Source organism: Tsuneonella troitsensis (genome assembly GCF_001441535.1).
GTDB classification, from domain to species: domain Bacteria; phylum Pseudomonadota; class Alphaproteobacteria; order Sphingomonadales; family Sphingomonadaceae; genus Tsuneonella; species Tsuneonella troitsensis.
This window is the reverse complement of the sequence record NZ_LMAU01000001.1, coordinates 681634-694347: the sequence shown is the minus strand read 5'-3', so window position 1 is coordinate 694347 and position 12714 is coordinate 681634. Positions and strand designations below refer to the sequence as shown.

12 protein-coding genes are annotated in these 12714 nt (G+C 63.8%); 2 read left to right on the top strand and 10 right to left on the bottom strand.

Translation table 11 applies throughout. The features are described 5' to 3' along the window. Position 1: 1 nt before the first annotated feature. From AR323_RS03455 to AR323_RS15075, 9 genes are all read right to left on the bottom strand, one after another. Positions 2-1315 (bottom strand): CpaF family protein, encoded by a 1314-nt coding sequence (locus tag AR323_RS03455; RefSeq protein ID WP_057882516.1) that lies wholly within the window; start codon positions 1313-1315, stop codon positions 2-4. A 52-nt stretch (positions 1316-1367) separates the two neighbouring features. Further along, positions 1368-2522: an AAA family ATPase gene (locus AR323_RS03450; RefSeq protein WP_057882515.1), complete on the bottom strand. Its 1155-nt coding sequence runs from the start codon at positions 2520-2522 to the stop codon at positions 1368-1370. Between the two features lie 178 nt (positions 2523-2700). After that, positions 2701-3306, bottom strand: coding sequence for a TadE/TadG family type IV pilus assembly protein (locus AR323_RS03445; protein ID WP_057882514.1), 606 nt, complete (start codon positions 3304-3306; stop codon positions 2701-2703). Next, positions 3303-3815 carry a TadE/TadG family type IV pilus assembly protein gene (locus AR323_RS03440; protein ID WP_057882513.1) on the bottom strand — a complete coding sequence of 171 codons (513 nt, stop codon included), beginning with the start codon at positions 3813-3815 and terminating at the stop codon, positions 3303-3305. Before AR323_RS03440 ends, AR323_RS03445 begins: the two co-directional genes overlap by 4 nt. Then, complete coding sequence (locus AR323_RS03435; protein WP_083495207.1) at positions 3812-5398, bottom strand: TadE/TadG family type IV pilus assembly protein; 1587 nt, start codon at positions 5396-5398, stop codon at positions 3812-3814. Before AR323_RS03435 ends, AR323_RS03440 begins: the two co-directional genes overlap by 4 nt. A gap of 10 nt (positions 5399-5408) precedes the next feature. Next, positions 5409-5705 (bottom strand): hypothetical protein, encoded by a 297-nt coding sequence (locus AR323_RS03430; protein ID WP_057882511.1) that lies wholly within the window; start codon positions 5703-5705, stop codon positions 5409-5411. Next, entirely contained in the window at positions 5695-7146 is a 1452-nt protein-coding gene (locus tag AR323_RS03425; RefSeq protein WP_057882510.1) for a type II and III secretion system protein family protein, read from the bottom strand. The genes AR323_RS03430 and AR323_RS03425 overlap by 11 nt, the downstream gene beginning before the upstream one ends. Further along, on the bottom strand, positions 7143-8096 hold the full coding sequence (gene cpaB, locus AR323_RS03420; protein ID WP_057882509.1) for a Flp pilus assembly protein CpaB: 954 nt from the start codon (positions 8094-8096) through the stop codon (positions 7143-7145). The genes AR323_RS03425 and cpaB overlap by 4 nt, the downstream gene beginning before the upstream one ends. Positions 8097-8173: 77 nt before the next feature. Continuing rightward, a complete protein-coding gene (locus AR323_RS15075; protein WP_057882508.1) occupies positions 8174-8404 on the bottom strand; it encodes a Flp family type IVb pilin in 231 nt (76 codons plus the stop codon). Positions 8405-8798: 394 nt separating this feature from the next. Between AR323_RS15075 and AR323_RS03410 the strand changes: the two genes are divergently transcribed. Beyond that, positions 8799-9611: a DUF2569 family protein gene (locus AR323_RS03410; protein WP_057882507.1), complete on the top strand. Its 813-nt coding sequence runs from the start codon at positions 8799-8801 to the stop codon at positions 9609-9611. A gap of 52 nt (positions 9612-9663) precedes the next feature. Next, complete coding sequence (locus tag AR323_RS03405; RefSeq protein WP_161808710.1) at positions 9664-10689, top strand: phosphatase PAP2 family protein; 1026 nt, start codon at positions 9664-9666, stop codon at positions 10687-10689. Positions 10690-11056: 367 nt separating this feature from the next. Here AR323_RS03405 and AR323_RS03400 read toward each other — a convergent pair whose 3' ends face one another. Further along, on the bottom strand, positions 11057-12655 hold the full coding sequence (locus AR323_RS03400; RefSeq protein WP_057882505.1) for an ATP-binding protein: 1599 nt from the start codon (positions 12653-12655) through the stop codon (positions 11057-11059). Positions 12656-12714 lie beyond the last annotated feature (59 nt).

The following is a 12714-nucleotide window of genomic DNA, read 5'->3' as shown; positions in this document are numbered from 1 at the left end:
GTCAGTTCAGCTTGAGCTCGGGACGGAACAGCTCGGACGGCAGGTCGATACCCGCCGACGATGCGTCGGCCAATAACTTGGGCCGGATGCCCGTGGCCTCGAAATGGCCCACAACGGCACCCTCGGCGGTCCGGGCCGTCTGCTTGAAGCGGAAAATCTCCTGCATGGTGATCGTGCTGCTTTCCATGCCGGTCACTTCGGCCAGGCTGACCACCTTTCGCCGCCCGTCTGCGAGGCGGGCCACCTGAACCACTACATCGATAGCGGACGCGATTTGCGCACGGGCCGAAGCGGGCGAAATCTCGATCCCGCTCATGCCGATCATCTGCTCGAGCCGGGACAGCGCATCGCGCGGCGTATTGGCGTGAACCGTGGTCATCGATCCGTCGTGACCGGTGTTCATGGCCTGAAGCATGTCAAACGCCTCGCCGGCGCGAACTTCGCCCACGATGATCCGGTCAGGGCGCATGCGGAGCGCGTTCTTGACCAGGTCGCGCTGCGACACCTCGCCGCGCCCCTCAATGTTTGCAGGGCGCGTTTCCAACCGGGCCACGTGCTCCTGCTGAAGCTGGAGCTCGGCCGAATCCTCGATCGTGACGATACGTTCGCGCTCGTCGATGTACGATGACATGGCGTTGAGCAGGGTAGTCTTGCCAGAGCCGGTGCCGCCCGAAATCAGCACGTTCTTGCGCGAATAGACGAGCGCCCGCATGACTTGCGCCATCTGGTCGGGGATGCTGCCGAATTCGATCAGCTTGTCCATCCCGATCCGCTTCTTGGCGAATTTACGGATGGAAAGCAGCGATCCGTCGATCGCCAGCGGCGCGATGATCGCGTTGACGCGCGATCCGTCGGCCAGGCGCGCATCGACGAAGGGCGAGGATTCGTCGATCCGTCGGCCGACTGCGCTCACCACTTTCTGGATGATCCGCAGCAGGTGCTTCTCATCCTGAAAGCGCGTGTCGGCGCGCTCCAGCAACCCGTGACGCTCGACGAACACCGTACGGTAGCCGTTGACCAGGATGTCGGTGATCGTTTCATCCTGAAGCAGCGGTTCGAGCGGCCCGAGACCCAGAAGCTCGTCGAGGACTTCGACCACGAGCTGCTGGCGTTCCTGGGCGTTGACGACCTCGCTGCGCTCTTTCAGCAGCTCCTTGACGATCTCGCCGATCTCGACCTCGATCTGGGCCCGCGGCAGCTGGTCGAGCGCGCCCAGATTGATCTTGTCGAGAAGTGCCCGGTGGATCGAGACCTTGAGGGCAAGCCTGCGCTCGATCGCGCTCGGCTCGTGCTTTTCCGTGCCGCCATTGCCCATGGGTCCGACGATCGGACCGGAAGGTGCGGAGCCTAGCGACCACGAGTCCATTTCAGCGCGCCCCCGCCTTGGCTGCCATGGTCGCCGCGAGCGCAGCGATATCGGTGACGAAGCGCGATTTGGGATGCGTTTCGCTGAGCAAACGTCCTTCATCCTGCGCTTCGCGCAGCAGGGCAGGTTCGCTGGCCAGTGAACCGGCCATCTCGCCGCCGAGCGTATCGCGCACGTCGTCGGCCTTGATCGCTCCGAACAACTTGCGCTCCGACCGGCCGACGACGACTTCGACGCGCGAGCGCGGGACGTCGATTTCCTCGAACAGCCGCAGGCGCCGCTTGGCCTGACGCAGGTGAGCGATCGACTTGTCGGAAATGAGGACGATGCGGTCCGCGGCCTGCACCACCGACAACGACCAGTTCGTCCAGACCGGCGGAAGATCGACCAGGACATAGTCGTACATGGACTGGGCCATGCGCAGCATCGCGAGCAGGTGGTCCGCGTGGATCTTGTCGATCGGGCGAATGGCTTCGGGCGCAGCGAGAACGTCGAACCCATAGCGCGTTTCGGTAACCGCGCTGCGCATCAGTTCGGCATCGAGCCGTCCGCCGGCCTCGATGAGCGGTTCGACAGTCGCCTTCGGTTCGACGCCGAGGTAGGCGGCAATGTCGCCGCCCTGAAGATCGAGATCGATCAGACACACGCCCCGCGATCCGGCATTCGTCCGGGCAAGCACTTCGGCGAGGTGGGTGATCGCGGTTGTCGCCCCGCAACCGCCGGTCGCCTGGACGACGGTGAACAAGGTACCTAGGTGGCCGGAGCGGACATGCTCGGTCTGGCTGGACAGCGCGTCGAGAATCTGTGTCGCCAGATTGTCGGGCGAGAACGGCAACTGCGCAACGTCCACCACACCCTGACGGATCAGCGTGCGAACCAGCGCCACGTTCGCGTCGCGAAGGGCCACGATAACCGCGAGATCGGGATGCTCCGCACGAATGTTGGACAGGCGCTGCAGGGAAGACTCGAGCGCCGGATCGACTTCGAGCACCAGCACCTGCGCGCCGCGCAATGTATCCGCCGGGATCGATGCGTCACTTGCAAGCGGCATGATCGCCACGCTACCGCAGCCGCGCAAGGCACCTTCGGACTGAAGCGCATCGATGTATTCGCGATCGGCGACGACGACCGACCGGCCGGTAGAGGCAAACTGCATGCGGTCTCGCAAATCCAGAGGAATGTCCTGATGTCCCATTTCGTTGCCGTGTCAGCGCGAGACTGACCCATCTCCATGTTCTAGGGTTTGCAGTTGGCGGAAGGTTACGATCCCCGGTAAACCGTGAACTGCGTGCTTCTTCGAGCGGAATGGGTTGGCCGGGTTCATCATCGCGATCCTAGTTGGCGAACGTGCCTTGGCCGTCTTCCATCGTGAGCGTGTAAGACAGGTCGGGAAGGCCGAAATCGAAGATGTTCGCGAGGAACGTGGGCCGGAATTGCAGCCCGGTCGTGCGGACCGTCACCAGGGGAGCGACATCCGGACCTGTCGGGTCGCCGGCATAGCCCAGACCTGACCAGTCGTAATCGACAGTCACGTTGGCGCTCCCGATCCCTCCGTAAATCTGGTTCATCCGGCCGACCAGACGGTTGAATGCGTCGGCATTCCGGTTCGTCCCGAAATTGCAGGTCCCACCGGTCTTGCAGACGCAGCCGGTCGACGTGCAGGTGATGCCGGGGAACAGCGCCTTCGGCACCACGGTACCCTGCGCGACGCCCCCCGAGGTCGCGAAGCTGTAGTTTGCCAAGCCGCTTGGGACCATATCGGTCACGACCGCCCAGCGCGCACCGATCTGGGTGGCCTTCTCCGCCTGGTTCAGGTTCCAGATGAACCGGCCGACGTCGATGATGCCGAGCAGGAACAGCAGCATGAGGGGCACGACCAGGGCGAACTCGACCGCGGAGGTGGCGCGCTGATCGCGCAGGAAGAAGCGGACGCGGCTCATAGTCCGGTCACCGCTGCGTTGGCCTGTCCGCGTACGACAGCGCCGCTGGTGTCGAAGCCGAGCAGGCCCAGGATCGACGGGTATTCTACCACCGTGGCCACGGTCACGGTCGGCGCCCCGCCCGATATGCCGGAATACAGACCCGTCGTGTAGGTCGCGTTGCACTGGACCGTGACGGTGATGTCGTCATCCGCCCACCCGGGTACCTTCGACGCGCCGCCGCTGATCGCTCCCGTCCTGGTGAGGTTCTTGATCTCCGTAACGCGCGTCGCGGCATCCGCGCCGACCAGGTCAGTGTCGGTGCAGTCGTAATTGGTGAACGGCAGCCGCGCGGCATAGCGTGCACCATCGCGCACGCCCTTCAGCACCTTGTGCTCGGACCACATGTAGTGGCCGCCTTCATAGGTGGTGAAGATGAGCGCGAACAACACCGGCAGCATGAGGGCCATCTCTGCCGCCGCGGACGCGGTCCGGTCCTTGTAGAACCTCGAGGCGAACGAACGAATCATTCGATGAGATACGGCTGTTGGCGGAAGGCGAGCTGCTTCGTGTCGGAGACTTTCGAGCGCCCGATGATTTCGACATAGACGGGGTCACTGCTGTTCTCTTGCACGCCATCCGGATAGTTGCCGCGCTTGCTGACGCCCGGCTGCACGAAGAATACGTCGACCCAATCGTCCACACGAACGGGATCGTTCGCACCCGGGCAGGAACCGTTGGTGCCCCGCGTGAAGGCGACCGTCAGGACCCGGCGATCATAGATGCCCGAACTTGCCGCGACGGTAACCGGCCTGCTGTACTGCGTGCCGGCCGGACCGCCCGAAATGTTGTTGAGCGAGTCGAGGTACCCTTCCTCCTGCTCCCAGAGATAGGTTTCGTACCGGGTAATCGTGCTGGCGTTGGTCGGCCCACGACCAGGGTGATATTTGCTGAAATAATCCTGCCTGGCCCATTCGCCATTGCCGATATCGCCCGCGCCGCCGGTCAGGCTGAAACACGAGGCGTTGTAGCTGCCGTAGTGGCAGAGGTCCCGCGGCAGACCCATCGAATCGGGTATTCCGATCGTTCCGTTCTGATAGGTGCTGGCGGGATTGTAAGCGCCATTGCGGGCGATCGGCGTGAACTGCTTGCTGGGCAGCACCCACTTGTTCTTGTCGTCCTTGACCAGGTCCTTGATGACGTTGGCCGCCGGACCGCAATCGCTGAGCACTTCGCAGGGCTGGTTGTTGTTCGTGATGTTGTTGTCGAAGATGTCGAAGCGCGTGTTGATCGCGCGCACGAGGCCCGATGCCGAACCCGGTTGCGCGATCGGACTGGCGTCTTCGGCCCGGCATTCGATGGCGGGTTCGTCCTGGGCGAGGACCTCTTCGATATCTGCAGGGCTCGACGTGTTGGCCGGCGGGATCTTGAGGTATCCCCAGGTTCCGCCACCGCCCGGGAACGAATTGCTCATCGTGCCGATCAGGATGCCCCGGCCCTTGTAGGCGTCCGCATCGAAGCCGGCCGGCAGGGCCGGATTGCAATACGAAAGCGCGGCGGTGCCGCAGATCGCGCCGCTGGTGCTGGCGACGGCGCGCGCGGCAAGCGTCCGCAGCATCGCGCCGATCGGCGTGAAAGCGTACCTCGCGGTTTCCTCGTCGACGCGGACCTCGATGTACCGCGCTTCCTCGTCAGTCGTCGCGAGCACGTTGCCCGCGTCGCCCTGCGCGATGTAGGTGCTGAAGAAACGGACGGTGAAGGGCTGGCCGGTGCCGGGCACGAAGGCATCGCACTGGTCGCTCGTCACTGCGACCGTATTGCCGCTGTTGATCGTCACTTGGTTGCCGTTGCTGGCCAGCAGGGTGATGTTCCGCAGCATTTCGACCGCCGCGTTGCCGGCGCGGGCGCACGAGCCGTCGGTCTTGTCGAGCTGGGTGGCACCGGCAAGGGCGGACTGGTCCGCGCCGTTCTGCAGTTCGGTATCCATGCCGACGAGGCGGGTATAATCGAAGCCGACGCCGCCGATCGCGATCAATCCCATCAGCGCAATGGCATAGGTAGCGGCAACCGCCCCTCCCTCGCTGCGGATCAGATCAACCGGACGCCGTCTCATTATGCACCTTTCAGTTCGGTCCACCGCCACCGCCGCCGCCGCCGCCGCTACTTGCGGTAGAGCTTGTGCGATCGGGCTTCTTCACCGCGTCCTTGCGATAGCGTTCGCCCGCCTGGCCGGCCTTTTCGCCGCTGGTGGGGGGATTGATCGTGTCATACTGCGGATCGGGATCGACGACCTGCGCTGCCAGCGTGGCGCGGTTCGCGTCGCCGAATTTCGATGCCGGCGGTCCGGGATAGTTGTGCTCGCACGCGGCCAGCGCCGGAAGCAGCGCGATCAGCGCGAGACGGCGGGGATCAATAGTCATAGCCGTCTCCTTCGGGCGTGTTAGCATCGGTGGTTGCGGGAACGGCTGCCTCTGCTGGCAGCGCCCCGGCAACCGGCGCGAGCGGGATCGGGCGGTAGCTGTCGCCTGTCAGCAGCACGTCCACCGGCTTGGGATCAGCGATCCGGTCTGTCGGCAGGCGCACTTGGTTGGGCCGGATCGGCGCGACGAGGCGCGGGGTGACGACGATCAGCAGCTCGGTCTCGCCGCGCTGGAAGCCAGTCGAGCGGAACAGCGCGCCGAGGATCGGAATGTTGCCGAGCAGCGGAAGCTGGCGCACTGTGGTCTGGTAGTCGGTGCGCAACAGCCCCGCGATGGCGAAGCTTTCGCCGTCGCGCAGTTCGACAGTGGTGCTCGCCCGGCGCGTCTGGAGGCCCGGCACGACGAGGCCGTTGACGGTGACCGAGGCCGAGGGATCGATCGAGCTGACTTCCGGCTCGACGATCAGGCTGATGACCTTGTCGCCAAGCACAGTAGGAGTGAAGCCCAGGCTGACGCCGAACGGCTTGAATTCGACCGTGATGGCATTGCCGCCACCACCGGTACCGCCGCCGCTGCCGCTGCCGCCACCTTGCGACACGGGGATGGGAAACTCGCCGCCGGCGAGGAACGAGGCCTTCTCGCCGGATAGCGCGACCAGCGTCGGCTCGGCCAGAGTTTTGGCCAGACCCTTTCGTTCCAGCACGTCGAGCGTCGCATCGAGATTGAGCGAGCCGATGCTGAACGCCTTGGTGAAAATACCGAAAGCATCGGTGATCGCGCCAAGAGTGGGCGGACCGACCCCCGAAAGGGCCGCGCCTTCACCCAATGCCCCTCGGAAGGTGCCGTCGTTCGACAGGCCGAAGCCGCCGACGCCCAGCCGCTCGCCCATCTGGCGATTGATTTCGGCGAACTTGACCTCGAGCATCACCTGCTGGCTGCCGCCGACGCTGATCATGTTGATAACCTTGTCACCGGCGTATGCCTTGGCAAGCTGCGCCGCGCGATCGGCGGCGCCGGGATCGTTGACGAGGCCGGTGAGCAGCAGGCTACCCGCCGAGATCCGCGCCTCGATCGGTTGGCCGGGAACGAGGCTATCGAGCTGTGTACGCAGCGCCTCGACGTCCGGGCCGACTTCGATGTCCATCACCGCGATCACGCGGTTGCCGCGATCGTAGAGCGTCAGGCTGGTGGTGCCGAACGCCTTGCCCAGCACATAGACCGACCGTTCGGAGATCGGCACGACATCGGCGATGGCGGCGTTGCCGATCATCGCGCGGGCGATCGCGCGGTCGGCAGAGACGACCTGGCTCTTGTTTACCGGCACTTCGAGCGAACCAGCGTGGATTCCGTCCTGCGCGAATGCGGGAACTGCGGTCAGCGCGGTGCCGGCCAGCAGCGCGAGCGGCGCGAGCGCGGAGAAGGCCAAACGGGCGGATTTCATCGAATGGCTCCCATGCTGCCGACCTGGTAGCTGGTCGGTTCCGTGCCGCGCACGACGGTCATTGCGGGACCGGTCGGGATGGATACACCCGGAACGGTTGACGGAGGGTTGATCGAGGCGAGCACCGGCGCTGGCGCACGCGGAGCCGGGGCGCTGCCGCCGCCTCCACCGCCGCCACGGCCGCCGATCACAATGCGCGGCAGGCCGAGGTTTCGGCTGGTAGTGGTGCGCGCGATGCGCGGCTGGGTGGATTCGCCATCGACGGTGAACTGCGGCTCCATCTTGCGGAGCGTGAGCTGGAGCGTACCCATGCGGTTGGCGATCGCCAGGCGCGAGGCATCCTGCGGAGTGACCGCCACGGTCACGCTGCGGCTGACCTTGGGTTCTCCGGTCTTCTCGTTGGCTAGCTGGTCGACTGCCAGAACCTGGACGCTTTCCATGACCAGGTCGGCGCGCTGGTCGGAACCGGTCGCGCCGTCGCCTTCGATCTGGCGGAGCAGCAAGACATCGACCATCATGCCGGGCAGCACGAAGCCGGCCACGCCGTTGATGTTGTTTACAGGAATGGTGATGGCGCGGAAGCCGTCGGGCAGCAAAGCGGCGAGCGTAGCTCGGCCGTCCGTGCCGCTGACCTTGCTCGCAAGAACTGGTTCGCCGGGAACGATCGGGCGCAATGCCACGCGATTGTCCTTAAGCGCGTCGGGAATGGAGCGAAATGCCCCTTCCGGAATGGAACTGGCGGGGAAATTCTGCAGGCGGATGTTCTGTTCGGTCAGCGGAGTGCCGAATTCGATCGGCTGCGTGGCGACGACAATGCGCGCCATCTCTTGTTCCTTGGCTTCAGCTTGCTGTCTTTCCTCGACACCCGAGAAATACGCGTTGGCCAAAATGACTGCGATAATGCCCAAAAGCACCGCCGCGCCGATCAGAATGATATTGCGCCCTTGCATCGCTTCGCCCCCTCGCGAAATCGAAAAGGAATTCCTGGCCCCGACCAGATAAGGGCGGGGCCAGGAACTTTAGATTATCAGCACCGAACCGTGGTGTAGTCGGTGACGATACCACCAACGCCCGTGCCAGCGCCGTCTGCGCAAGCTGCCACGTCGTCCGAAGCGCCACCGATAGCGGCAGTCACGTTCGAACCCAGCGCCAGAGCGGCGGCACCGATGCCGACGCCGACGATGGCGATGATGAGAGCATATTCGGCAGCCGAGGCGCCCGATTCGTCAGCGATGAAATTCTTAAGAAAGGTCTTCATTGTCACATACCCCAATTAACCGTGCCGCGGGGATGGGTCCGCTGACGCACGTTCCTGTCCAAGGCTCCGGCATCTATTTCCGGTTAGCCAGTCCAAAGATATGATGACCGAAGCGACCCTATTATGTTTCCGATATCGAATCCGAGACTTGCGGCTCGCTTCGATCATCAACGCTTCGAAACTGGGGCCATTTTCCTGATTTGGCGTCCCGCGGTCAAACTAAATTCGTTAGCAAAACTTTAACGCGGAATTTCAGCAACTTAATGTCCCACGATGTTAAGTAACGGGGTTAACGCAACGCGAGGTCGTTGCTTTTGGGTTGCGAGTTTGGCCCCATGCGACGGTCGTGATTCGCCATGCAGGATCGTGAGTCGCGGCAAGGACCTGAAAAACAATGCCCTTCGCTTCCAGCCTCAAGGCCTATCGCGATCGCTTGACTCGGCGCAGCGAGGTGGTTCCGCGCACGCTGGAACGGTTGACGGTGGCGCTCGCGATCGGCTGGGCGGGCACTTTCTTCCTGGCCGCGTGCCTGCGCATCCTCGCCTCGCCCCGCTTCGTACCGGTAGCGGAAGACTGGCTAGGCCTGCTCGGACCCTATGCCCTGATCGCCCTCGCCCCCTTGGCCGGCTTCCTGCTGGGAGAAGCCTGCTTTCCCCGCCACGCCCGCCTCCAGCCGAGGGGAGCCAGCCTCAGCCAGTGGGGCCGTTGGCGCAAGCTAAAGGTGGGAGAAGCACGGCTCCACCCGCTGTTCGGCCCGGCGGGCTTCCTTGCATCGCTGCTGATCGGCTTGCTGCTCAACGTCGGGATGCGCAGCTTCGAATTTCTGATCGCGATACCCGCCCTCACCAGCCAGGCGCCGCATTGGGCGCGCGAGCTGTTCGTGATGATGGGGGCATCGGTCGGGGTGATGGCGTTCTTTTACATGATCGCATTCGCCTTCGCGCTGCACAGCGTGACGCTATTCCCGCGCATGCTCGGCTTCGCATGGCTGCTCGACATCCTGATCCAGTTGCTGATCGCCCAGCGAATAGGCGCAATGTCCGAAGTGCCAACTGCCGTCACAGCGCCGCTGGCTGACCTTTTGCGCGGCAATATCTCGAGGGTGCTGATCAGTGCGCTAGTCTGGTTGCCCTACCTTATCCTCTCGGAAAGGGTGAACGTGACATACCGGCATCGAATGCGAGCCAACGATGATTTTGTTCGGTAGGTCAATCCTGACGCGAATGGCGGCCCCATTCGGTGCATACGCAATCGCATTTGTGATCCTGTTTTCCGCAATCGCAATCGAGCTTGCGGGCGCAGTGCTGGTGGGCGCGCGGCACTTGGGCCTTGAGGCTGACCAAGTCTTTCGGGTTTCGGATATCGGCCTTGGCGTCACCGGATGGTTCTTGATCCCGCTGGGTTGGCTTGGCCTGATTGCAATCGCCCTGACGCGCAGGAAGTCAGCCCACCCGACCCGCACGCTGCTGCGGATTGTCCGGCAGCAAAGGCATTGGCTGATCCGCGGGATAGCCCTCACCCTTCTTCACATCCCGATTGGCAGAGCGTTCGCAACCTACAAGGCTTCGATCCCCTTCGTGAATCCGTTCGATTGGGATCAGCGGTTCGCCGATTTCGAGCGGGCGATATTCAGCGTCGACACCTGGCGCCTAACGCACGCCGTCATCGGCGAAGGCGGAACGGTTGCGATTGACCGGATTTACGCTCTCTGGGGAACATACCTGATCCTTCTGGCTGGTTGGATCGGCTTCACGCGCAACCGAGACGTCCAGATCAAGGCGGCCATCGCCTTCAACATAACCTGGTTCGGGTTGGGCTCCGCGCTCGCCACCTACTTCGCTTCGGTTGGGCCATGCTTTTACGAAGTGTATTATGGAAGCGATCGTTTTGCGCCGCTTATGGCGATACTTGCAAAGGCGGACCGCGATCACTCGCTCCTCGCATTCAAAGCGATGGAGTATCTCTCCGCCAATTCCGGAACGGGAGCACTGGGCACGGGAATCTCTGCAATGCCATCGCTCCATGTGGCGACTGCCACTTTGGGGGTTGTGATCGCTTTCGTGACGGGTGCCCGTCCTTGGGTCAAAACCCTCGCAATCGTGTTCGCCGCGACGATCATGTTGGGATCGGTGCATTTAGGTTGGCATTATGCGATCGACGGTATCGTATCGGCGCCCCTGACCGTCGCGATCTGGCTTGCATCTTCGTGGATGGTAGACGCCACCCGCCGCGTCGGGACCCGGCGGGAAGAAGGTGAGTCGGGTGGAGGACTGTCCTACGCATGAGTTTTTCGATGGGACCGCGAGTGGTCTCTGCCTTTGCGTGGTTCGCCCGCATCGCCTTAGCTGCGGCTACGCCAACGCTGGCTGGGACGACATTCGACCGCACTTTTCGCCAACTCTTTATATCGGACCCTTGCAGAATAGGGCGCAGTTAATTTCCGAACGGTTCCGAACGGTAAGGGGAGGCCGCAGGCGTCCTTTCATATAGTGCAGCAATGTGTCATCGCCGATGGATGATAGCATAGCCTCCGCATTCAGTTTCAGGCCCCAAATGTCCGCCAGAGGGGCTAATCGTACGAAGCCGAGACCTTCCCCTCCTGACACTGTGACAGTGTGATATGCCCTCGGTGAAATCGACCTTCCGGCCGGCTCACCGATCGACCCGCCAGCGGCGTACGGTCGTGTCCAGCAGCGCCGAATCGGCGCGGTCATGGGACCAGCGGTCGCTGAACGAGGGGTCTTCGGAGGCAGGTCGCTTTTCCACTTCCAGCTCGTCGATCCGCACGCGCATGGGGATCGGCACGCCCTCTCCGCTGATCACGCATTCGCGGTTGCGCAGCGCGCCGACCGAGCCTGCCAGGCTGCGCGCGCCTTCCGACAGCGCGGCGATCAGGTGGTCCTGGTCGGACTGGTTGTTGAGCCGCAGCGAGATCAGCGTCCCGCACTGCGACAGCGCGGTGTCCGACAGTTCCGATGGGCGCTGCGATACGAGACCGAGGCAAACGCCGTACTTGCGCCCCTCGCGCGCCACGCGCTCGAGCTGGGTGCGGACCGAGCGGGTCGCTTCGTTCATGTGCCGGGGCAAGTACCGGTGCGCCTCTTCGCAGACGAGCAGGATCGGCGCCCGCTCCGCACGGGGGGCCCAGATGGCATAGTCCAGGATCAGCCGCGTCAGCGTGGCGACGACGACGTTGACGATCTCGGTCGGCACGCCGGCCAGGTCGATGATCGAGATCGGCTTGCCCGCGTTGGGAATGCGCAGGATGTCGCCCAGCAGCTTCTGCAGCGACGCTCCGGCATGCTCGGCGTTGAAGATGAAGTTGTAGCGCCGGTCGTGGAAGAACTGCTCGATCGTCAGCCGCAGGTGCGTGTAGCGCGATGCATCGGCGAGCTTCTCGAGGCGGCCCGCTTCCTCTTCCAGCGCGTCGGTCAGGTCCTTGAGCTGGTAGGATATCGGTGTGTCGGCGGTGATCCGGCCCGGCGCCTCGGCATGGATGTTGCGCTGCCTCGCGCGGAGCAGGACCTTGGCCAAGATGTTGGCGTCGACCGTGCGGTCGTCGCCGGCGGCGATGAACGCCTCGCAATGTTCGTCCAGGTTCATCGCCCAGTACGGCATGGCGAGGTTGGACACGTCCCACACCTGCGCCGCATCGCCGAACGCGTGGGCATATTCGCCGTGGGGATCGAAGATGACGACGTGGCCGTGCCCGGCGCGCCCGACGATCCGGTCGAGCAGCAGGGACACGGTAGTCGACTTGCCCGACCCGCTCGAGCCGACGATGGCGAAGTGGCGGCTCAGCAGGTTGTCGAACAGCACCGGCGCCCGCACGCCGCGCGTGGGATAGACGGTGCCGAACTGGATGTGCGGCAGGTCCGGCGGCGCGAAGATGATCGCCAGCTCTTCCTCGGTCGCCAGCCGCGCGGGATCGCCGGGTTGCGGAAACGACGACACGCCGCGGCTGAACCCGACCAGCGCGCCGCTGGCATCGTGAACGCCCTCGCCGATGTATTCGAGCTCGGCCAGCGAGCGGCCCGGATCGTCATGGTCCCGCGCCAGTTCGACGAGGCCGCAGAACACGTCGGTCCCGCTGACCGAAATCCGCACGATCGCGCCGATCGAGGTATTGTCGGTATCCCCGCCGATCCGCGCGCGGATTTCGGCAAGGGTCGCATTGTCGATGCTGCACATGGCCTTGATGCCGTCGGTGCCGACGACATGGCCGATAGTGCTTTCCTGCATGGTGCTCATCTGCCCCCCATCCGGCCAAGGCCGGCGTTCGTAACCATGCGATCCCCGCGCAAGGTTTG

Excerpts from the sequence above, each read along its gene's own strand:
- AR323_RS03455 (WP_057882516.1), bottom strand. The coding sequence starts at position 1,315 with ATGGGCAATGGCGGCACGGAAAAGCACGAGCCGAGCGCGATCGAGCGC.
- AR323_RS03450 (WP_057882515.1), bottom strand. The coding sequence starts at position 2,522 with ATGCAGTTTGCCTCTACCGGCCGGTCGGTCGTCGTCGCCGATCGCGAA.
- AR323_RS03445 (WP_057882514.1), bottom strand. The coding sequence starts at position 3,306 with ATGAGCCGCGTCCGCTTCTTCCTGCGCGATCAGCGCGCCACCTCCGCG.
- AR323_RS03440 (WP_057882513.1), bottom strand. The coding sequence starts at position 3,815 with ATGATTCGTTCGTTCGCCTCGAGGTTCTACAAGGACCGGACCGCGTCC.
- AR323_RS03435 (WP_083495207.1), bottom strand. The coding sequence starts at position 5,398 with ATGAGACGGCGTCCGGTTGATCTGATCCGCAGCGAGGGAGGGGCGGTT.
- AR323_RS03430 (WP_057882511.1), bottom strand. The coding sequence starts at position 5,705 with ATGACTATTGATCCCCGCCGTCTCGCGCTGATCGCGCTGCTTCCGGCG.
- AR323_RS03425 (WP_057882510.1), bottom strand. The coding sequence starts at position 7,146 with ATGAAATCCGCCCGTTTGGCCTTCTCCGCGCTCGCGCCGCTCGCGCTG.
- cpaB (WP_057882509.1), bottom strand. The coding sequence starts at position 8,096 with ATGCAAGGGCGCAATATCATTCTGATCGGCGCGGCGGTGCTTTTGGGC.
- AR323_RS15075 (WP_057882508.1), bottom strand. The coding sequence starts at position 8,404 with ATGAAGACCTTTCTTAAGAATTTCATCGCTGACGAATCGGGCGCCTCG.
- AR323_RS03410 (WP_057882507.1), top strand. The coding sequence starts at position 8,799 with ATGCCCTTCGCTTCCAGCCTCAAGGCCTATCGCGATCGCTTGACTCGG.
- AR323_RS03400 (WP_057882505.1), bottom strand. The coding sequence starts at position 12,655 with ATGAGCACCATGCAGGAAAGCACTATCGGCCATGTCGTCGGCACCGAC.